Origin of the sequence: Enterococcus sp. AZ171, from assembly GCF_051714005.1 — a bacterium.
GTDB lineage: Bacteria > Bacillota > Bacilli > Lactobacillales > Enterococcaceae > Enterococcus_B > Enterococcus_B pernyi.
In genome coordinates this window covers 2,928,084-2,950,409 of the sequence record NZ_JBIORA010000001.1, presented here as the reverse complement: position 1 = coordinate 2,950,409, position 22,326 = coordinate 2,928,084, and the positions used below count along the sequence as shown (strand labels likewise).

Genomic DNA, 22,326 nt, shown 5'->3' with positions numbered 1-22,326 from the left:
ACTGAATTGAAAGACCCCTCACTTGAACATAAGGATCAGTGAGGGGTCTTTTTTATTTCTCTATTTGTAATTGTTGGCGTGCTTGATCGATCTGTTGTTGGACTTGATCAAATCCGGTCCCGCCGAATGAATTCCGACGTTTTACTGCTGTTTCTGGGCGTAAAGCATCATAGATATCCATCTCGATCAGTGGACTGATTTGTTGATATTCCGCAAAAGATACATCTTGGAGGTAACAACCTTGCTGTGTACATTGTAAGACGAGTTTACCGACGATCTCATGTGCTTGACGGAAAGGTAAGCCCTTTGCAGCCAAGTAATCGGCTAACTCAGTCGCATTGGAGAAATCTTTTTGCGTGGCTGCATACATTCGGGCTTTGTTGACTTCCATGGTTTTGACCATACCTTCCATGATCGAGAGACTAGCTAAAATCGTTTCACTCGTATCGAACATGCCTTCTTTATCCTCTTGAAAATCTTTGTTATAAGCTAAAGGCAAACCTTTCATCAACGTGAGTAAACCAAATAAATTTCCATATACTCGACCTGTTTTTCCACGAATCAATTCTGCCATATCTGGGTTTTTCTTTTGGGGCATAATCGAACTGCCTGTTGAAAAAGTATCCGAGAGTTCAATATATTGGCATTCATAACTACACCAAAAAATGATTTCTTCGCAAAAACGAGACAAGTGCATCATCAATAATGAAGCATTGCTTAAAAATTCCAGAATAAAATCACGGTCACTAACGGCGTCTAAACTGTTTGCATAGACCGCAGAAAAGCCTAATTCAGTCGCGGTGAATGAACGATCGATAGGGAATGTCGTGCCTGCTAATGCCGCACTGCCTAATGGGGAAATATCGATTCGTTTCAGGCTTTCTGTGAAGCGTTCATGATCACGGGTAAACATCTGATAGTACGCTAAGAGATGATGGCCAAAGGAAATCGGTTGGGCGTGTTGCAGATGAGTATATCCTGGCATGATCGTAGCCGTATGCTCTGCTGCTTTTTCCACGAACGTTTGACGTAACGAATGAAGCTTTTCAATCAGTTCAAGTACCGTATCTTTTAGATACAAGTGCATGTCTGTTGCGACTTGGTCATTACGGCTACGAGCAGTATGTAGTTTCCCGGCAACAGGCCCGATTTCCTCATGCAGGCATTTTTCAATATTCAAGTGGATGTCTTCATTTTCCACCGAAAAATGCAAAGTGCCATTCGTTAAGCGTGTTTGCAGTTTTTCCAAACCAGCGATGATCTGTTGCGCTTCTTCCTCGGACAAAATCCCAGTATGGGCCAACATTTTCACATGGGCGAGACTACCTAAAATATCTTGTTCAGCTAATTTTTGATCAAAGGAGATCGAAGCACCGAATGCATCGATCCATTGTTCACTTTTTCCTTGAAACCGTCCACCCCAAAGTTTATCCATGTGATTCCTCCTATGTTTTGAATGAAAGAAAAGCAGGTAAAAGGTCCTGTTTGAGTTCGCACTCAGCTTTTACCTTACTTTTCTTTTGATTGCTTTACTCGCTACTCTGATCCTACGGCTGTTTGTTGCTTTGTTTGAACTTCCGCATAGACTTTCGATGGTAGACCCCAAAGCTTGATAAAACCGACAGCAGCTTGTTGATCGAAGGTATCCGCTGAAGTATACGTTGCTAGTTCTTCGTTATATAGACTATTGGCTGATTTACGTCCTTCAACGATGACATTTCCTTTGAATAGTTTGACACGGACAGTCCCATTGACCGCAGTCTGTGTTACTTTCAAGAAAGAGATCAACGCATCGGTCAATGGATTGAACCAGAGACCATCGTAAATCATTTGACTCAACTGTTGCTCGATCATTGGTTTGAAATGTGCTAATTCACGAACGAAGGTCAAATCTTCCAGCTCTTTGTGTGCCTGCATCAAAGTGATCGCTCCAGGGCATTCATACACTTCCCGCGATTTGATCCCTACCAGACGATTCTCCACATGATCGATCCGTCCGATTCCATGCTTGCCGGCTAATTGATTCAAAGACAAGATCAATTCGGATAAAGGTAAACTTTCTTGATTCAAAGCAACTGGAACGCCTTGTTCAAAAGTGAGTTCAATGATATCCGGCTGATCAGGTGTATACTCCAAGGCTGTCGTAATATCATAAGCACCTGCTGGCGGAGTCGCCCAAGGGTCCTCTAACACACCACACTCACAAGCACGTCCCCACAAGTTTTGGTCGATAGAATATGGATTCTCCAAATCTGCTGGGATCGGCACATCATTTTCTTTTGCATAGGCGATTTCTTCTTCCCGAGACCATTGCCATTGACGAACCGGTGCAATGATTTTCATTTCAGGTGCCAAGGCATTGATTGCTACTTCAAAACGAACTTGGTCATTGCCTTTTCCTGTACAGCCATGAGCAATCGTCGTTGCACCAGTTTTTCGAGCTAATTCCACTAATTTTTTTGCGATCAAGGGGCGAGAAAGCGCAGAAACCAGTGGGTAAGATTGCTCGTAAAACGTATGACCTTGTAGCGCGATCAATGCAAATTCTTGAGCAAATTCCTCTTTGGCATCGATGGCATAAGACGCAATTGCACCAACTTGAAGTGCTTTTTCTTTAATAAAAGCTGTATCTTTGCCTTCACCGATATCTAGGCAACAAGCAATCACCTCATAATCTTTTGCCAACCATTTGATTGCCACAGAGGTATCTAATCCACCTGAGTAAGCCAATATAATTTTTTCTTTCATAAAATCGCCCCTTTATTTTTAAGTGTTTTCAAAATAGATGTTTCAAATGATAACACCATAAAAATAAAAAAGCAATCAATAAATTAAATAAATATACATAAAAATAAATAAAATGAAAATAATATTCAAAAATAATGTAAATACACAACTTTTTATACATAACGAATTTCTTAGTCTAAAAGAAACTAAAACGATGAAAAGATAAAAATGAAAAAGAAATTTAATTTTTCAAAAGTATAGAAAAACGTTGACATTATCGGTATTTGCAGGTAATATGTTAAATGGTATTGTTTGCCCCACAAAGAGCCCCGGAAACTCGAAGTGTATGTCAAACATCAGAACTTAAATTGGAGGAAACTAACGTGCGTACAACATATATGGCCAAACCAGGCGAAGTAGAACGTAAATGGTATGTAGTAGACGCAACTGATGTTCCATTGGGACGTCTTTCAACAGTTGTTGCATCTGTACTACGTGGAAAAAATAAACCAACTTTCACCCCTCATTTGGATACTGGCGATTTCGTCATTGTTATCAATGCAGATAAAGTGAAATTAACAGGTAAAAAAGCGACTGATAAAATTTATTACCGTCACAGCAACTACCCAGGAGGATTGAAATCAATCTCAGCTGGTGAATTGCGTGCTAAAAATTCTCGTCGTTTGATCGAAACTTCTGTAAAAGGCATGCTACCTAAAAATACTTTAGGTCGCAAACAATTTACAAAATTGAATGTATACGGTGGAGCAGAACATCCACATGCAGCACAACAACCAGAAGTTTTAGACATCACAAACTTAATCTAATAGGAGGGAATTTCATTGGCACAAGTTCAATATATCGGCACAGGCCGTCGTAAAAATGCAGTTGCTCGCGTACGCTTAGTACCAGGAACTGGTAAAATTACTATCAACAAAAAAGATGTTGAAGAATATATTCCACATGCTGACTTGCGTGAAGTTATCAATCAACCTTTCGGCGTTACTGAAACAAAAGGCGCATATGACGTATTTGTTAACGTAAACGGTGGAGGCTACGCTGGACAATCAGGAGCTATCCGTCACGGAATCGCTCGTGCATTGCTAGAAGTTGATCCTGACTTCCGTTTAGCTCTTAAACGCGCTGGGTTACTTACACGTGACGCACGTATGGTTGAACGTAAAAAACCAGGTCTTAAGAAAGCTCGTAAAGCTTCACAATTCTCAAAACGTTAATTGCTGGAGTCGTTGCGAATTTATTTGCTTACGAATACAGTATGGGACGGAGATTTTTAAAGAAATCGAGTACCATTCAATTGAAACAATCAAGGCGTTTCGCAATTCAGTTTGCGAAGCGTCTTTTTTTGACGCTTATTTAAATAAATTTGGTGAGTTCAAATATCCGATAGTAGAGACATTACGTGATTTGTTTGCTCGCTTGTTTTACTTATTTGTAAATAATGAATAGGATAAGTTATCTTATTTAATGTTGTTAGTTATTTTAAATCTACTAGGTTGTTCAAGTGATTCATGTTGAAATCACGAGTAAATCAATGGAATGAACTCTTTGGTCAAAAACATTTTAAAAGGATTTTTTTGATGTTCGCTTTAAAAATAATGGCTAAAATGTTATGTTTTCATATAGTTATCTTTAGCTTCGAAAAATGTAACTATTTGGTTGTTAAAAAAGCTGACCTTCAACAGTAAGCTGAAAAATCAAAAAATATGGAAAGCTATTTTCTAATTTTCCAGCTTACTGCTCAGGTCAAAACGCTTTTCTCACAACCTAGATAAACGGTGTTCGAAAGCCAGCTCCTTCAATAGTAAGTCGAAACGTGAAAAAACATGGAAAGCTATTTTCCCACGTTCCGCCTTACTATTCGGAGTTGCCCAGCTTTCTCACAACCTGATAAACGGTGTTCAAGAAGCAACACTTCAATAATAAGCCAAAAAAATCAAAAATGAAAAAGCCATTTTCGATTTTTCTGTCTTATTACTCAGTGCTGACCGCTTCTTTCACAACCTTGTGTAACCGAATACATTTTGTCCGCTGCAAGGGACATTATGTAGTGAAGCAGAATAAAAAAAATCGCTTATGATAAAGATACAGGGGGGATAGAGCTATGACTAGTCAAATGGATCGAGGGAATAAATTAACGCTTCTTTTATCAAAGCAAAGAGATTATGTTACTGCTGAAGTGTTGGCAGAGTTAATGAGTACCTCTACCAAGACGGTCTACCGCTTGGTTAAAAAAATGAATGACGAGTTTCCAAATGGGCCACTGATTTTGTCTGAAAAGGGTCGGGGGTACAAACTGGATTATGAAAAATATATTGCACAGACGAATCAAACAATTGTGTCTTCTGTGGAAGTCCTACCGTCAGAGCGGCAAAATAATGTGATGGAAGAATTATTATTATCCTCGCCTAAAGCACTAAAAGTCATTGATTTGTATCAAACCTATTATGTTGGTGATTCAGCGATCGCGAATGATGAAAAAATCATTGCGGAACGGATTTCAGCGTATGACCTGCAATTGATCCGCAAAAATCGGACATTAGCCATCGAAGGCAAGGAAGAGAATATCCGTCGAGCGATCACTGAGTTGATTCAACGATTGAATATTTTCGATATTGATGAAATCGCTTTATCGGACGAATTTTCGTTTAATCGTTACGATGCGAATTTTGTCATCGAACAGATCAAGCTGATTGAAAAAAAACTCAATGGCACGATTCCTTACCCATACAATATCAATATTTTCTCCCATCTATACATTGCGGTACGTCGCGCAAGAAAAACGAATTATCAAGCCACTGGAGAAAAATTAACGATGGAACAATTACAGGTTTTAGATAATGAATCCTTGATTCGTGATATTGCCATCGAAGTGATCCGCCAAGTGGAAGTATATTTGAAAACGAAATTACCAGTAAGTGAGATCTACTATCTTTATCAATATTTGCTTTCTTCCAGAACGGATAATAGTCAAACGAAGACCCAAACGTTCACAGAAGAAGTGATTGAGATTACTTCTTATTACTTGCATCAAGTTGGTGAGAAGCTAAATCTCAATGTAGCAAGCGAGATGATTTTTACAGATCTTGCTAATCATATCAAACCTTTGGTCAATCGGTTGCGCCATCAAATCAGAGTGAAAAATAGTTTGTTGGATCAAATCCAATTAACGTATGAAACGATTTTTAATACGGTTGCTGAAGTATCAAAACAGGTGAGTCAAACATTTCAGCTTCCAACGATCACGCCTGATGAGATTGGGTTTATCACCTTGTATTTTGCACGAATCATTGAGACGCACCAATTTCCGATCCAAACACTGATCATGTGTACAACGGGTGTAGGGACTTCTGAATTATTGAAGGTGAAGTTAGCCAAAAAATTCCCGGAATTAGAAATCGTAGATGTGATCAGTACTAAAAATTACCAATCAGTGTTAGAGAAGACACCAGGAATTGAGTTGATTTTAACAACAGTTGGCCTGAAAGAAGCGTTTCCTGTTCAATCTTTGATCGTTAGTGCGATGTTGACCGCTGATGACCAGTCAAGAATCCAACAGAAAATCGAGGATATTTATCATGATAGATAATTTCGTGGAACTATTCGATCAGATGTCACTGGCTTCCAAAGTAGCGACTTATGAATGGATCAGTCAACAAGTCTTTCCTACCTCAAAAGAAAAGGCACAAGCGATCCAACAGGTATTGTTTGAGCGAGAAGAGGCAGGAGATATCCAAATTGAGGAAGGCGTGATTTTGCCTCATCTTGAACATCCAATACTAGCCAAAACACAGGTCTGGGTGATTCGTCCCCAACAGCCAATTACTGAATGGTCGGAACGAATCTCAAAAGTGGAATTGCTCATCGTTGTCTTACTAGCAGAAAATGAAACACTGGCAGTCAAACGACAGCTTGCTGATTTTATGCGACAACTGGCTGATCCTGACTATCTAGATGAATTGAAAGCTGGTAATTTTACAGAACGATAAAAATACTATCAAAAATTGGAGGAACCAATAATGAAAATCGTTGGAGTAGCAGCATGTACAGTGGGAATCGCCCATACGTATATCGCACAAGAAAAATTAGAGAATGCAGCAAAAAAAGCGGGTCATGAGATCCATGTCGAAACCCAAGGAACGATCGGGATTGAAAATGACTTGCCACAAGAAGCCATCGACCAAGCGGATATCGTGATTCTAGCAGTGGATGTCAAGATCAGTGGACGGGAACGTTTCGAAGGAAAGAAAATCATCCAAGTACCAACAGAGATCGCGGTAAAATCACCAAACAAATTAATCGAAAAAGCAATGGAAGTTGTCAGTAACTAATGAGGAGTGAGGAAAATGGAGATCAAAGAAATCATTGATCCAACAATCATCAAAACGAACTTAAACGGAAAAACGAAAGATGCGGTCTTATATGAATTAGCCAATCGCTTGTATGAACAAGAATACATTACGGATGTTGAAGCGTTTGTGAAAGATATTTATTTGCGAGAAGCGCAAGGTCAAACAGGGATCGGTAATTATATCGCTATTCCACATGGAAAAAGTGCGTATGTGAAGAAGGTCGGTGTGGCGATTGGGGTGACTGAAAATGAAATTCCTTGGGAGACATTAGACGGTAAGGGTGTGAAAGGCATCATCTTGTTTGCAGTCGGAGACGATACGGAAGGTGCGCAAAAACATTTGAAATTGTTGTCCTTATTTGCCCGTAAGTTAGGAAATGATGAAGTGGTGGAACGTTTGATTGCTGCAAGAGAAATCGATGAAGTAGTCGCTGCATTTGGATAGAGAGTGAGGAGGAAGAAAAAATGAAAATCGTTGGAGTAGCAGCATGTACGGTGGGGATCGCTCATACGTACATTGCGCAAGAAAAGTTGGAGAATGCCGCAAAAAAGGCCGGGCATGAGATCCATGTGGAAACACAAGGAACGATCGGGATCGAAAATGAATTGACAGCAGAGCAAATCAGTCAAGCAGATGTCGTGATTTTAGCTGTAGATGTCAAAATCAGTGGTCGTGAACGTTTTGAAGGAAAACGAATCGTCCAAGTACCGACAGAAGTTGCTGTAAAATCACCGAGTAAGTTGATTGAAAAAGTAGAAGAAGTAGTCGTGCAACAATAATTACCAGAATGGGGGAGACAAAAAATGGAGGCAATTAAAAAGTTAAATTTAAAAGGACATTTATTGACAGCGATTTCATGTTTGATTCCAATCGTATGTGGTGCCGGATTCCTGATTGCAATCGGCATGGCCTTTGGCGGAACAAGTCAAGGAACACTTGTACAAGGTGAGTTTTCGATTTGGGATGCGTTAGCAACGATGGGTGGCGCTGGTTTAGGATTATTACCAGTTGTGATCGCTACTGGGATTTCTTATTCCATTGCAGCTAAACCAGGGATCGCACCAGGTTTCATTATTGGTTTAACAGCAAATGCAATTGGTGCTGGTTTTATCGGGGGGATTTTAGGTGGTTACTTAGCAGGTTATCTTGTTTTAGGTATTTTAAAACATGTCAAAGTACCAAAATGGGCAAAAGGATTGATGCCAACATTGATTATTCCATTTATTGCTTCAATTGTTGGTGGCTTAGTCATGGTGTATATCATTGGCGCGCCAATCGCAGCATTAACGCTATTATTAACGAATTTCTTAGATGGATTAGGCAATTCTTCCTTATTGATTTTTGGTGGTGTGATCGGCTTATTAAGTGGGATCGACTACGGTGGTCCAATCAACAAAACCGTATTTGCCTTTGTGTTGACGATGCAAGCGGAAGGGTTGAATGGCCCGATTACCGCACTGCAATTAGTCAATACAGCCACACCGATCGGCTTTGGTTTAGCTTATTTTATCGCCAAAATGTTCCGCAAGAATATCTATACAAAAGTGGAAGTAGAGACATTGAAATCAGCCGTACCAATGGGTGTCATCAATATTGTTGAAGGTGTGATTCCTTTAGTTATGAATGATATCGTACGTGGCGTAGTCGCAACAGCAATCGGAGGATTTGCTGGTGGTGCAACAACGATGATCTTAGGTGCGGATGCAACGGTTCCTTTCGGTGGTGTCTTGATGATCCCAACGATGTCTCGACCATGGGCAGGTGTGATCGCAATCTTAGTGAACGTCTTAGTAACAGCCGTCGTTTTAGCTGTGATCAAAAAGAACGTGCCGGAAGAAGAAATGGACTTAGTAGTAGAGAAAGAGGAAGAAGATATCAGTTTAGATGATATTCAGATTTTTTTAAAATAAGTGCGTAAAAAAGAGGGGCAAAATCGATGAAATTTTTTCTAGATACAGCAGATGTAACAGCAATCAAAACAATCAATGCGCTAGGTTTAGTCGATGGGGTGACAACCAATCCGACGATCATTGCCAAAGAAGGGCGCGTGTTTGAAGAAGTCATCAAAGAAATCTGTTCGATCGTTGACGGACCTGTCTCAGCAGAAGTGACTAGTTTGGAAGCAGACGGCATGGTCGCAGAAGCGAAAGAGATCGTCCAATGGGCGGAAAACATCGTGATCAAGATCCCTATGACAGAAGAAGGATTGAAAGCGACGAACGAATTATCTAAATTAGGGATCAAGACCAATGTCACATTGATTTTCTCTGTGGCGCAAGGGTTACTAGCAGCAAAAGCAGGTGCGACATTTATTTCACCATTTTTAGGTCGATTAGATGATACCGGAACGAGCGGGATCGAGCTTGTCGCAAAACTACGTGAAGTACTAGATACTTACGGGTTTTCTACAGAAATCATTGCAGCAAGTGTCCGTAATTCGGAACATGTGGAAAAAGCGAGTTTAGTTGGCGCACACATTGCCACTGTACCGCCATCATTGTACCAAACGTTGTGGAGCCATCCATTGACAGATAAAGGGATTGCGCAATTCATGGCGGACTGGGAAAGCTTTCAAGGAGGGAACAAATAAATGGGAAAAGTGGAATTTTCACCTTCATTGATGACGATGGACTTGGATAAGTTCAAAGAACAAATCGAATTTTTAAATGATCATGTCGATTCTTACCATATCGATATCATGGATGGTCATTATGTACCAAATATCACATTATCTCCATGGTTCATTGATGAGGTACGTAAAATCAGTAATCTACCGATGTCTGCGCACTTAATGGTTAAAGATCAAAGTTTTTGGGTGAATCAATTAATCGAGCAAAAGTGTGAATGGATCTGTATGCACGCCGAATTATTAGATGGTTTAGCTTTTCGTTTGATCGATCAAATCCATGACGCAGGGTTAAAAGCTGGCGTCGTTTTGAACCCAGAAACACCGATCGAAGCCATCTTCCCATACATCGAATTGGTCGATAAAATCACGATCATGACGATCGATCCAGGATTTGCTGGACAACGGTTTATTGAAAGTACACTGGATAAGATCGTTGCTTTACGCGAACTACGCGAAGAAAAAGGGTATCACTATGTGATTGAAATGGACGGTTCTTCCAACCGTAAATCCTTCAAACGAATCGATGCAGCAGGACCAGATATTTATATCGTCGGTCGCAGTGGCTTGTTCGGTTTAGATGAAAAAATCGAAAAGTCATGGGAAATCATGAAAACCGATTATGAAGAAATGACTGGGAAAACGATCGGGTAAGAGAAGGTCGTGAGAAAGCCGGTCACCATCGAGTAATAAGACAGGAAAATCGAGAATGCCTCATTCATTTTTGATTCTTCTGTCTTATTTTCAAAGTGAAAATTAAAGAATGGGTATTATTTTATAGGAACGAATAAGGAGGAATTATATTGTTTGATAAAGTAGATCAGCTTGGTGTGAATACGATTCGTACATTGAGTGTCGATGCAGTACAAAAAGCAAATTCCGGACATCCGGGGTTACCAATGGGTGCCGCGCCAATGGCTTATGCCCTTTGGACGAAACACTTGAAAGTGAATCCGAAAACTTCTAAAAACTGGGCAGACCGTGACCGTTTTGTCTTATCTGCGGGACATGGTTCAGCGATGTTGTACAGCTTGTTGCACTTAGCAGGGTACCAAGTGACGATTGATGACTTGAAACAATTCCGTCAATGGGAGTCAAAAACACCAGGACACCCTGAGGTCAACCATACGGACGGCGTCGAAGCAACGACTGGTCCGTTAGGACAAGGGATCGCGATGGCTGTGGGGATGGCAATGGCAGAAGCGCATCTAGCAGCGACCTACAACAAAGACCAATTCAACGTTGTTGATCATTATACCTATGCGTTATGTGGCGATGGCGACCTGATGGAAGGTGTGTCTCAAGAAGCAAGTTCGATGGCTGGACATATGAAATTAGGAAAATTAATCGTTTTATACGATTCAAACGATATTTCTTTAGATGGACCAACCTCAAAAGCCTTCACTGAAAATGTTGGCGCACGCTATGAAGCTTATGGTTGGCAACATATCTTGGTCAAAGACGGCAATGATTTGGCAGCTATCTCAAAAGCAATTGAAGAAGCGAAAGCCGAAACAGACAAACCGACATTGATCGAAGTGAAAACGGTCATCGGATTTGGTGCACCAAACCAAGGAACTTCTGCGGTCCACGGCGCACCACTTGGCTTAGAAGGCATTCAAAAAGCCAAAGAGATCTATGGTTGGGAATACCCTGACTTTACCGTACCAGAAGAAGTGGCGGAACGCTTCCGTCAAACGATGGTTGAAGAAGGCGAAAAAGCTGAAAATGCTTGGCGTGAGATGTTCGCAGCATACAAAGCAGCGTATCCAGAATTAGCGCAACAATTCGAAGATGCCTTTGCTGGGAAGTTACCAGAGAATTGGGATTCCGAACTTCCAACGTACGACGAAGGTGAAAGCCAAGCGAGTCGTGTCTCAAGTAAGGAAGTCATCCAAGAATTATCAAAAGCGATCCCAAGCTTCTGGGGTGGTTCTGCCGATCTATCTGGATCAAACAATACGATGGTGACAGCAGACAAAGATTTCACGCCTGAACACTATGAAGGCCGCAATATTTGGTTTGGTGTTCGTGAGTTTGCGATGGCATCAGCGATGAACGGGATCCAATTGCATGGTGGTACCCGGATCTATGGGGGAACATTCTTTGTCTTTGTCGATTACTTGCGACCAGCTGTGCGTTTAGCAGCGATCCAAAACACGCCAGTTATTTTCGTCTTGACCCATGACTCTGTGGCAGTTGGTGAAGATGGCCCGACGCATGAGCCAGTGGAACAATTGGCTTCGGTTAGAAGTATGCCAGGTGTCCATGTCTTACGTCCGGCGGACGGGAACGAAACTCGTGCGGCGTGGAAAGTTGCGATGGAATCGACAGATACACCAACGATCTTAGTCTTGAGTCGTCAAAATCTACCAGTTCTTCCAACAACAAAAGAAGTGGCGGATGATATGGTTAAAAAAGGTGCCTATGTCTTGTCTCCAGCTAAAGGGGAACAACCAGAAGGAATCTTGATCGCGACAGGTTCAGAAGTGGATCTAGCGGTCAAAGCGCAAAAAGTATTGGCGGAACAAGGGAAAGATGTCTCAGTGGTTTCTATGACAAGTTTTGATTTGTTTGAACAACAATCCGCGGAATATCAAGAAAGTGTCTTGCCAAAAGCAGTGACGAAACGTGTTTCTATCGAAATGGCTGCTTCATTTGGCTGGGAGCGCTATACGGGAACAGCAGGGGCAATCATTGCGATTGATCGTTTCGGCGCGAGCGCACCTGGGGAAACGATCATCCAAAATTATCAGTTTACAGTGGAACATGTTGTTGAAGTGTTTGATCAATTGTAGAAGGTATTTTTGTTCTTTTACTATTTAAAATTTCAAGTTAAAGATACACGTACTTTATTTAGATAAAATCTGCCAAACTGGAATTCAATGTTTTCCGGTTTGGCAGATTTTTTTATTGATTCATGATTATTTTAATTTCAGGTGTTTGATTTCTAAAAAGTGTTGGAGATTTAAGACCAATCCTCCTAGAAGTGTCGCTTTTTCGTTCAAAGAGCTGTTGCGGACGACTAATTGATTCGAAAAATGATTGTGCAGATTCCCTTTTAATTGTTCGATCATATCAGGTATTTCGCGATAAAGTGAGCTATTCAAAATAATGATCGATGGGTCATAATGGGCGATCAAGTTGTTGATACCGATCGTCAAGTAGTTGATATTTTCTTCTACGACTTGTCGCGCATCACGATCTTGGTTTTGGTAGTATTCTCTAAGGATGATGCCATTGACATAGTCTAGTTTTTTTTTCTGAGCAAACCGATCGTAGCAAACTTTGTTGGCAGCGTACATCTCCAAACAACCTCGGTTGCCACAGCGACATTCCTTACCGTCCATCACGATGATCTGATGACCGATTTCACCAGCAAAACCATGGGCACCAACCTCTAAATTCCCATTTTTGACGATTCCTGCACCAATGCCGCTGTGCATATTGATACTGACAAGATTTTCCGAATCTGAGGTAAAGCTATACTCACCTAAAGCTGCCAGATTTGCTTCATTTTCCAAATAGACAGGATAGTCTCTCAGTTTTTCAGCTATTTTGCGAAAAGGAATGTGATCGAAATTGTAATGTGGGCCAAAAATCGGCTCACCATGGTAGACAGGGCCATGAACGGCAATTGCTACCCCAATAATTCCATATTCTGTCGTCGGAAGATGTTGTTCAAATAACGTGAAGATTTCTGAAAGATACAGATGGATGGCTTCCTCATCTAATGTGATTGGCTTTTTTTGGATATGTTGGATCTCTTCCCCATCTAGATAAGTAAGGAGAGCATGGATGTAATTATAGCCGATGTCAATAGAAATAGAGAGGCCAGCTTTTCCATTATATTGAAGAATGATCGGTTTACGTCCACCGACATTACTAGATTCTCCAATGCCGGTCTCGATGACTAGTTGATCATCGATCAATTTTTTCACAATAGAGGACACAGTTGCTTTGGTTAGTCCAGTTATGGCTGAAAGCTCTGCACGAGAAAGAGCGGGTTGATTCATAATCAATTCTAAACAGAGAGACTCATTTGGGCTCCGTCGAGTATACGTTGGATTTTTCAAAGTAAATCACTTCCTATTCATTATGTAATGAGGATACGTTCTAAAGTATACTGGTAATCTCATTATTTTTCTAGTTATTTATCTATAGCTATTTCGTTTTGTAAAGTAAATAAATTAACTTCATTCGAATATAAATGCTTTGATAATAATAAAAAAATAACTTGACTATAATTATGAAAGCGTATACTATATGCTTGTTAAGTTAGTTTGTTAGATAAACTAACTAATATAGAATGAATAAATTAGGAGGAATATGTTATGAGCTGTTTTCCACAAATAGAAAAAATCCAATATGAAGGTACAACGACAACCAATCCCTTTGCTTTTCGCCATTTTAATCCAGAAGAGGTAGTTGCCGGTCAAACGATGAAGGAGCATTTACGATTTGCTGTTGCTTACTGGCATACCATGACACAAGATGGCAGTGATCCATTCGGCTCACCAGTCAATCAAAGAACGTGGCTAGGTGCGACTGAAATGGAAACCGCAAAAAATCGAGTAGCGGCCTTTTTTGAGATTTTAGAAAAATTAGGTGTCGAATATTTTTGTTTCCATGATGTCGATATCGCGCCTGAAGGGGATAGTTTAGAAGAATTCTATGCAAACTTAGATGAAATCACCGATTTGATCAAGGAACAGATGGAGCGTACGGGAATCAAACTACTTTGGAATACTGCAAATATGTTCAGCCACCCACGCTACGTGAATGGTGCAGCTTCAACGAATCATGCGGATGTCTTTGCCTATGCTGCTGCTCAAGTCAAAAAAGGCTTAGACATCTCAAAAAAACTCAACGGTCAAAATTATGTATTCTGGGGTGGTCGTGAAGGGTATGAAACGTTGTTGAATACGGATATGGCGTTTGAACAAGATAATATTGCACGTTTGTTCAAAATGGCGATCGCGTATAGTGAAAAAATCGGTCATACGCCACAATTCTTGATTGAACCAAAACCAATGGAACCAAGTAAACATCAATATGATTTTGATGCCGCAACGGCTTTACAATTTATTCAAAAATATGGTTTACAAGAGAAATTCAAACTGAATCTAGAGGCTAATCATGCTACGTTAGCTGGGCATACGTTTGAACATGAGATCGAAGTAGCACGGATCAACAACGCGTTAGGTTCCCTAGATGCGAATCAAGGGGATGTGTTGCTTGGCTGGGATACTGATGAGTTTCCAACGAACGTCTATGATGTCACATTGGCCATGTATGGTGTCTTAGAAAATGGCGGTATCGCACCAGGAGGAATCAATTTTGATTCGAAAGTCCGTCGTTCCAGTTTTGCCATGGAAGATCTATTCTTAGCGCATATCGCAGGGATGGATACCTTTGCTAGAGGGCTGAAGGCAGCGGCGAAATTAAAAGAGAATCGCTTCTTCGATACCTTAAAAGAGAAACGCTATGCTACGTTCCAAGAAGGCATTGGGGAATCCATTGTCAACGACAAGGAAGATTTGGAAAGTTTGACTGACTATGCATTGAAGTTGAAAGATATCGAGCTGGAATCAAGCCATATCGAATATGTCAAATCTTGTTTGAATGATTATTTAGTTTAATCCAACTTATGGAGAGTCTCATTCAGTTAGCTAAGGATAGATGTCACTGACTCCTTTGGATGGTTGAAAGGGATTCTCCTAAAAAAATAGAGTGAGGTGTACGATGAAAATTAAAAATCCAGTATTAACAGGTTTTCATGCTGATCCGTCTATTGTGCGTGTGGGAGAAACATATTACATTGCCAACTCAACGTTTGAATGGTTCCCAGGCGTTCAGATCTATGAGTCGCAGGACTTGATGAATTGGCGTTTAGTGGCACGTCCATTGGCTTCTGTCGAGATGTTGGATATGAAGGGCAATGAAGATTCAGGAGGGATTTGGGCGCCCGATCTCTCTTATGCGGATGGGAAATTTTGGTTAGTTTATACCGATGTTAAAGTGGTCAATGGAGCGTTCAAAGATTGTACAAATTATTTGACTACTGCAGAAGAGATCACTGGTCCATGGAGTCAACCGATCCGGTTGAACGGTGTCGGCTTCGATGCTTCTCTTTTCCATGATGACGATGGCCGCAAATACCTAGTTCAAATGGAATGGGATCATCGCGAATACCATCATCCATTTAACGGGATCAAATGCACCGAATATTCAGTAGAAGAGCAACGTCTACTTCCGGAAACAGGTAAGATCATTTGGAAAGGAACTGACGTGAAATTAGTGGAAGGCCCACATCTGTATAAGTTATTTGGTTATTATTATTTGTTTTGTGCAGCAGGTGGTACCGTCTATACGCACCAAGAAGTGGTGGCACGGTCAAAAACTTTAGAAGGAGCTTTTGAAAGCCAAGCAGAGACCTTTTTAACTGCCTATGACTCTCCAGAAAATCCGTTGCAAAAATGCGGGCATGGTGCATTAGTCGATACACCAGAAGGCGAATGGTATTTTGCCCATTTGACTGGTCGACCGTGGCATCACAAAAATGAATCCATCCATGATCCTCGTGGCTGGTGTACATTAGGCAGAGAAACAGCGATTCAAAAGGTGACATGGTCTAAAGAATTGTGGCCAGAAATCGTTGGTGGAAAGCAAGGGAGCATGGAGGTGGAAGCACCTAAAGGAGTGACACCTCACCCTTATGAAAAACTGCCAGAAAGGACTAACTTCGAACAAAGCGAACTGCCACCACAATTTCAAACAGTACGTGTCCCTTTTACGAAGGACATCGGCATCTTGAAAGAGGGAAAGCTGACATTACGAGGTGCCGGAAGTTTAGCCAATACACATGGAAACTCCCTAGTTGCTAGACGTTGGCAAGCATTTGAGTTTGAAGCGGAAACTGCATTGAGCTATTCGCCAACGACCTTCCAGCAAATGGCAGGGCTGACGAATTATTACAATTCGCAACATTGGTCGATGATCCAAGTGACTTGGCACGAAGAAAAAGGTCGTGTCATTGAACTCACTGAGAATAATCAAGGCGTATTCAAAAGTTATTTGCAGGAACAGGTCATTCCAATTCCAGAGGATGTAACAATTGTTTATTTCAAAACGATCGTCAGAAGAGAAACTTACACATATGCTTATTCGTTTGACGGAAAAACATGGATCGAATTAGCGATCCAGTTAGACGCAAAAGTACTATCCGATGAATATGTCAACCAAACCCATGGTGGATTTTTCACGGGTGCATTTGTGGGAATGGTCAACATCGATTACTCAGGATATGATTTACCAGCTGTTTTTGATTATTTTGATTATCGGGAAAAGCAAAGTGAATAGGACAGTGTGGTCGCTTCAGGAGTAAGAGGGGAGATCTTTCATGGGAAAAGAACGTTTATTTTCAATGTCTAATATTGAAAAAAGTTTTGGCCCTGTCCACGTCTTGAAAAAAGCAAGACTTGAGATAAATAAAGGCGAGATCCATGCTTTTATGGGAGAAAACGGAGCCGGTAAGTCTACTTTAATGAACATTCTTGCTGGATTGATCGATAAGGACGAAGGAGAAATCATATTTGAAGGGAAAGAAATCCCTAAAATGACTCCTGACTTCGCACAAGAATTAGGGATTGCCTTTGTTCATCAAGAGTTGAATCTAGCAGAAGATTTGTCTGTGGCAGAAAATATTTTTATTGGTCGTTTGCCCTATAAAAATAAGGCGTTAGGAATTGTTGACTTCAAAAAATTATATGAAGACACGCAACAATGGCTGAATCTAGTAGGATCTGCGATTTCTCCTACTACACTGGTTGCTTCGTTGTCTACTGCCAATAAACAATTAGTTGAAATTGCCAGAGCGCTTAGTTTGAACGCCAAAGTGATCATTTTTGATGAGCCAACGACTTCTTTGTCTGAAAAAGATGTCGAAGTTTTGTTTATTATCATTCGCAGATTGAAGGAAAAAGGTGTATCCAGTATTTACATCTCCCATCGGATGAAAGAGATCTTTGAATTAGGTGAACGAATCACGATCATGCGCGACGGGGAATATATCTTGACCGATGAAGTGAAAAACTTGTCTGAAGAAGCAATCATCGCTCGCTTAGTTGGGCGAGAAATCAACGATCTGTATCCGAAACAACCTACCCAATTAGGAGAAACTTACTTACAAGTTTTGAATCTTTCTGATTCTTTTGGGCGGGTGAAAAATGTTAGCTTCCAGGCAAGACGAGGGGAAGTATTGGGCTTTGCGGGGTTAGTAGGAAGTGGTCGAACCGAAACGATGCGATTGATTTTCGGTGCAGATCGAGCAAAATCTGGTGAAATCAAATTGGCGAACCAGCCGGTAGTGATCAAGTCACCGGTGGATGCGATTCGTCAAGGAATTGGACTACTAACGGAAGACCGTAAACACCAAGGCTTGTTTCTTGGTCTTTCGATCCAAGACAATATCACGATAACGAATCTAGGTGGATTTGTATTAAAACATGAATCACTTAATCAAACGGCTCATCAGTTTGTACAAGACGTGAAGATCAAGATCAGCGATATTGCGCGTCCAGTTGCCAGTCTCTCTGGTGGGAATCAGCAAAAAGTCGTTTTAGCAAAATGGTTGAATACAACAAATCAAGTATATATTTTTGATGAACCGACAAAAGGTATTGATGTGGGGGCAAAATCAGAAATCTATACGATCATCAATGAGTTGGCACGCCAAGGGAAAACGATTTTGATCGTCTCTTCGGAAATCCCTGAATTATTAGGGATCTGCGATCGAATCCATGTTTTTCGGGAAGGTGAGATTACAGGAGAAGTCGTCGTCGCTGAGTATCAGGACAGAAAAGATGAGGCGCAAGAATTGATTATGACCTATGCTACGCTTAATGAGCATTAACGATTCTTCAGTTAGAGGATATGTAAACAAAGGAGAGAACGATGGAAAAACGAAACAAGTTAACGATCAAGTCACTTTTTATGAACTACTCTGTTTATTTAGTGTTAATTGCTTTAGTCCTATATTTTTCAATTGCAAATGCGAATTTTTTGAGCACATTCAATATTGAAAATTTCTTCCAACAAATTCCACCGGTAGGCATTTTAACTGTTGCTTATACGATGATTTTGATTTGCGGCTATGTGGATCTATCAATTGGTTATGTCGGAATGGCATCAGGAATGCTCGGTTTATATGCGGCAAATCAAGGAATGCCTGTGCCAGTCGTTGTGCTTCTGGCATTATTGACAGGGGCAATGTTAGGCGCGGTGAACGCTTTGTTGATCAAGAAATTTGATTTGCCTTCGTTTATTTTAACGTTAGGAACAAGTTATGTCATCAAAGGGATGCTCGGTTTTTTCACGGACGAACAATTTATCGGTTCCGAAAACGAGTGGTTCAATCGCTTAGCGAAAACGCCGATTGGTACGGATATGTTCAAAAGCAATGCCTTGATTTTTTTAATTATCATCATTGTATTTGCTTTTATAATGAAAAATACGCGTTTGGGAAGATATACCTATGTGGTAGGGTCAAATCAAGAAGCAGCCAGACTATCCGGTATCGATACGGATAAACATATCATCAAGATGTTTATGATTGAAGGAATGTTAGCAGCCATCGCTGGTTTGTTGATTGTTTCGAATTTAAATGGCGGCGCTTCCAAAGATGCGAATGGCTTAGACTTGTTCGCAATGGCGGCAGCTATCATGGGTGGTACATCATTTAGCGGTGGAATCGGCACGATTGGCGGAGCGGTAGCAGGTATCTTAACCTTACAAGTATTTAAAAATGGCTTGACATTGATGGGGGTAAATTCATTTTTACAAGATACAGTGACCGGTCTAGTCATTATTTTAGCAATCATCATTGATTATTTGAAACGTCGAGCAAGTCGTCAGTCATAATTATAATCTAAGGAGTGAAAAGACCATGTTAAAAAAATCATTTTGGGTCATCAGTATGTTCGTTGCGTTATTATTAGTTGGTACAGGATGTAGTACGAGTGATTCTGCAGATGCAGATAGCGAAAAGACCTTGTATTTCATTCCAATCGTAGACACCGGGGCTTATTGGAACCCCATGAAAAAAGGAGCAGAGGATGCGGCACAAGAATTGGGCTATACATTGGTCACGAAAACATCTCCTTCTGCTGAACCAAGTAAGAAAGAGAAACATATCGGCTTTATCAGAGAAGCAGTTGCCAAAAACGTAGCAGGAATCGCCATTGCACCGATTGAGAAAAAAGCGTTCGTTGATCCAATCAAAGCAGCCATGGATAAAAATATTCCAGTCATCACCTTTGATGCCGATTTAGAAAATCCTGAAGATCGGACAGCTTACGTCGGTACAGACAATGTCTCAGCTGGAAAAGAATTAGGGTTACGTGCGGCTGAAGAAATGAAGGCAAAAGGCATTACCGGTGGTTCGATCGCCATCGTTTGTGTGGACGTCGCACAACCAACTATGATCGATCGTGAAAAAGGACTGAAAGAAGGTTTTGCAGAGATCTATGGAAAAGATGCTGAGAACTTTAAGTTTTTAGCGACGATTCAAGACAATGATCAACCATCAGAATCTAAAAAACAATTAGAAGGCTACATTGCGGCGAATAGAGACTTAGTCACTGTCTTTTCATTAGGTTCAGAAGGGCCGAATGTCGGTGTGATGAGTGCATTAGAATCTCAAGGAAAAGCAGGACAGGTGCTTCATTATGGATTTGATTATACGGACACTTGGTTAAGCGGAGTAGCGGACGAACGAATCACAGCGATCGTTGACCAAGATGCGTACCAAATCGGCTATCAAGTGATCGAGAATTTAGTGAAAGCAATCGACGGTGAAACAATTGACGCAACAATTCCGATCGATGTCAACTATGTGTTAGCGGAAGAGTTAGAAGAGTATGGAAAAGAAAAAAGTAAAGTGAAAACAGACTCAGTAGAAGATTCTTCAGTAGAAAGTACAGAAGAAACAGAATAAAAAGCGTATGTAATCAGTGGAAAGGAACAGGTGGTGTCTTGATGGAACGGACTGTTTCTTTCGCTTGTTTTTGTCGGAAAGGGGAACGATTCATGTATGTATTAGGTTTAGATCTAGGAACAAGTGCCTTGAAGGGCCTAGTGTTTGATCGAAAAGGAAAGTTAGTGGCAGAAGCAGTTGCTTCTTACCCTATGAGCAATCCACAGATGGGGTATAGCGAGCAACAACCGGCGGATTGGCTCAAAGCAGCAGATCAAATATTGAAAGAATTATTAGGGAAAGTGACTGATCTTAAAGATGAATTGGCAGGCATCAGTTTTTCTGGACAGATGCACAGCTTAGTTCTTTTGAATGAAGCCGATCAAGTTGTAAGACCAGCTATTTTATGGAATGATGTTCGTACGACACCAGAATGTCAACGAATCACTGAAATAATGGGCGATAAGTTGTTACAGCACACGAAAAACAAAGCGTTAGAAGGATTTACACTACCGAAAATCTTATGGGTCCAAGAACACGAACCAGCGAGTTGGGAAAAGGTCAAACACATTCAATTACCGAAAGATTATTTACGATTCTGGTTGACTGGTTCGTATCATATGGACGAGTCAGATGCGGCTGGCACACTACTGCTGGATCAAGAAACGAAGCAGTGGGATGAAGAAATCTTAGAAGAATTTGGGATCGATCCAGCCATCTTACCTCCTTTAGTGGCTTCTACTGAAGTGGTGGGGACATTGAAAGAGGAATTAAAAGAAAGATACGGCTTTACCAAGCCAGTTAAAGTGATTGCAGGCGGTGCCGACAATGCCTGTGGCGCTGTTGGCGCTGGTATTTTAGAAGAAGGTCTGGGATTATGTTCCATCGGCACAAGTGGAGTATTCCTTCGTTACGAAAAAAATGTGGATAGAGACTATCAAGGGAAGCTCCATCTCTTCCAACATGCCTCAGGTGCCGCGTATTCCATGGGTGTGACCTTAGCAGCTGGCGACAGCTTGAGTTGGTTCAAACAGCGCTTTGCTCCTGATCGTTCCTTCAGCGAGTTGCTATCAGAAATCGGAAGTGTTGATGCAGGCAGTAATGGCTTATTGTTCACTCCTTATATCGTAGGGGAACGAACGCCTTACAGTGATAGTCAAATCAGAGGAAGCTTTATTGGGATAGATACGCAACACGAATTGAAATATTTTACCCGTAGCGTGCTAGAAGGGATTACCTTCTCTCTAAAGGACTCCCAAGCGATCATGGAAGAGATGACCCAACAAAAAATCGAAACAATCGTATCAGTCGGTGGCGGCGCAAAAAATCAGACGTGGCTCCAAATGCAAGCGGACATTTTCAATCGACCGATCGTTACTTTAACCACCGAACAAGGCCCCGGGCTTGGCGCCGCTATGTTAGCAGCAGTAGGCTGTGACTGGTTTACTGATTTGAACGAATGTGCAAGTGTTTTTGTTTCCTACCAATCCCCTGTGCAACCGAACCCGCAACAAGTGGAAGTTTACCAAAAGGTGTATGCGCGTTATCGTAAAGTATACGAATGTACAAAGGAAATTTGTCACATGTACGAAAAATAATAAACGAGTACCTAAGTGAAAGGAGTGTTC

At 41.0% G+C, this 22,326-nt stretch carries 20 protein-coding genes; 17 read left to right on the top strand and 3 right to left on the bottom strand.

All coding sequences use genetic code 11. The features are described 5' to 3' along the window. Positions 1-52: 52 nt before the first annotated feature. Positions 53-1,435 (bottom strand): argininosuccinate lyase, encoded by a 1,383-nt coding sequence (gene argH / locus IGJ49_RS14150; RefSeq protein ID WP_062805960.1) that lies wholly within the window; start codon positions 1,433-1,435, stop codon positions 53-55. Positions 1,436-1,536: 101 nt separating this feature from the next. Further along, positions 1,537-2,748 carry an argininosuccinate synthase gene (locus IGJ49_RS14145; RefSeq protein ID WP_062805961.1) on the bottom strand — a complete coding sequence of 404 codons (1,212 nt, stop codon included), beginning with the start codon at positions 2,746-2,748 and terminating at the stop codon, positions 1,537-1,539. 377 nt (positions 2,749-3,125) lie between these two features. Here IGJ49_RS14145 and rplM point away from each other — a divergent pair, with 377 nt between their 5' ends. The 11 genes from rplM to tkt all read left to right on the top strand — a co-directional run bounded on the left by rplM (position 3,126) and on the right by tkt (position 12,521). Continuing rightward, positions 3,126-3,554 carry a 50S ribosomal protein L13 gene (rplM, locus tag IGJ49_RS14140; RefSeq protein WP_153830627.1) on the top strand — a complete coding sequence of 143 codons (429 nt, stop codon included), beginning with the start codon at positions 3,126-3,128 and terminating at the stop codon, positions 3,552-3,554. Between the two features lie 15 nt (positions 3,555-3,569). After that, a complete protein-coding gene (rpsI, locus tag IGJ49_RS14135) occupies positions 3,570-3,962 on the top strand; it encodes a 30S ribosomal protein S9 (protein WP_010733940.1) in 393 nt (130 codons plus the stop codon). Between the two features lie 887 nt (positions 3,963-4,849). Continuing rightward, positions 4,850-6,334: a BglG family transcription antiterminator gene (locus IGJ49_RS14130; RefSeq protein WP_153830611.1), complete on the top strand. Its 1,485-nt coding sequence runs from the start codon at positions 4,850-4,852 to the stop codon at positions 6,332-6,334. Next, positions 6,324-6,734 (top strand): PTS sugar transporter subunit IIA, encoded by a 411-nt coding sequence (locus IGJ49_RS14125; protein WP_062806000.1) that lies wholly within the window; start codon positions 6,324-6,326, stop codon positions 6,732-6,734. The genes IGJ49_RS14130 and IGJ49_RS14125 overlap by 11 nt, the downstream gene beginning before the upstream one ends. Positions 6,735-6,764: 30 nt before the next feature. After that, on the top strand, positions 6,765-7,076 hold the full coding sequence (locus tag IGJ49_RS14120; RefSeq protein WP_062806001.1) for a PTS fructose transporter subunit IIB: 312 nt from the start codon (positions 6,765-6,767) through the stop codon (positions 7,074-7,076). A 15-nt stretch (positions 7,077-7,091) separates the two neighbouring features. After that, complete coding sequence (locus tag IGJ49_RS14115; RefSeq protein WP_010734013.1) at positions 7,092-7,541, top strand: fructose PTS transporter subunit IIA; 450 nt, start codon at positions 7,092-7,094, stop codon at positions 7,539-7,541. Positions 7,542-7,561: 20 nt separating this feature from the next. Further along, a complete protein-coding gene (locus IGJ49_RS14110; protein WP_010734014.1) occupies positions 7,562-7,876 on the top strand; it encodes a PTS fructose transporter subunit IIB in 315 nt (104 codons plus the stop codon). Positions 7,877-7,900: 24 nt separating this feature from the next. Further along, complete coding sequence (locus IGJ49_RS14105; protein ID WP_438723903.1) at positions 7,901-9,007, top strand: PTS fructose transporter subunit IIC; 1,107 nt, start codon at positions 7,901-7,903, stop codon at positions 9,005-9,007. Between the two features lie 26 nt (positions 9,008-9,033). Next, positions 9,034-9,687, top strand: a complete 654-nt coding sequence (gene fsa / locus IGJ49_RS14100; protein WP_010734016.1) for a fructose-6-phosphate aldolase — start codon at positions 9,034-9,036, stop codon at positions 9,685-9,687. Then, positions 9,688-10,377, top strand: coding sequence for a D-allulose 6-phosphate 3-epimerase (gene alsE / locus IGJ49_RS14095; protein WP_010734017.1), 690 nt, complete (start codon positions 9,688-9,690; stop codon positions 10,375-10,377). It abuts the gene before it with no gap. Positions 10,378-10,526: 149 nt separating this feature from the next. Continuing rightward, entirely contained in the window at positions 10,527-12,521 is a 1,995-nt protein-coding gene (gene tkt, locus IGJ49_RS14090; RefSeq protein WP_438723901.1) for a transketolase, read from the top strand. Between the two features lie 126 nt (positions 12,522-12,647). Here tkt and IGJ49_RS14085 read toward each other — a convergent pair whose 3' ends face one another. Further along, entirely contained in the window at positions 12,648-13,799 is a 1,152-nt protein-coding gene (locus tag IGJ49_RS14085; protein ID WP_062806002.1) for an ROK family transcriptional regulator, read from the bottom strand. Positions 13,800-14,057: 258 nt separating this feature from the next. On the opposite strand from IGJ49_RS14085, the gene xylA reads away from it, so the two are divergent. The 6 genes from xylA to xylB all read left to right on the top strand — a co-directional run bounded on the left by xylA (position 14,058) and on the right by xylB (position 22,296). Next, complete coding sequence (gene xylA / locus IGJ49_RS14080; RefSeq protein ID WP_062806003.1) at positions 14,058-15,365, top strand: xylose isomerase; 1,308 nt, start codon at positions 14,058-14,060, stop codon at positions 15,363-15,365. Between the two features lie 103 nt (positions 15,366-15,468). Further along, positions 15,469-17,085: a glycoside hydrolase family 43 protein gene (locus IGJ49_RS14075; RefSeq protein ID WP_169058895.1), complete on the top strand. Its 1,617-nt coding sequence runs from the start codon at positions 15,469-15,471 to the stop codon at positions 17,083-17,085. Between the two features lie 40 nt (positions 17,086-17,125). Further along, the gene (locus IGJ49_RS14070; protein WP_062806005.1) at positions 17,126-18,637 is read left to right on the top strand and encodes a sugar ABC transporter ATP-binding protein; all 1,512 of its coding nucleotides are present in this window, start codon (positions 17,126-17,128) and stop codon (positions 18,635-18,637) included. A 41-nt stretch (positions 18,638-18,678) separates the two neighbouring features. After that, positions 18,679-19,644, top strand: coding sequence for an ABC transporter permease (locus IGJ49_RS14065; RefSeq protein ID WP_438723897.1), 966 nt, complete (start codon positions 18,679-18,681; stop codon positions 19,642-19,644). Between the two features lie 25 nt (positions 19,645-19,669). Continuing rightward, the gene (locus tag IGJ49_RS14060) at positions 19,670-20,719 is read left to right on the top strand and encodes a sugar ABC transporter substrate-binding protein (RefSeq protein ID WP_010734026.1); all 1,050 of its coding nucleotides are present in this window, start codon (positions 19,670-19,672) and stop codon (positions 20,717-20,719) included. Between the two features lie 41 nt (positions 20,720-20,760). Then, positions 20,761-22,296: a xylulokinase gene (gene xylB / locus IGJ49_RS14055; RefSeq protein ID WP_430857979.1), complete on the top strand. Its 1,536-nt coding sequence runs from the start codon at positions 20,761-20,763 to the stop codon at positions 22,294-22,296. Positions 22,297-22,326 lie beyond the last annotated feature (30 nt).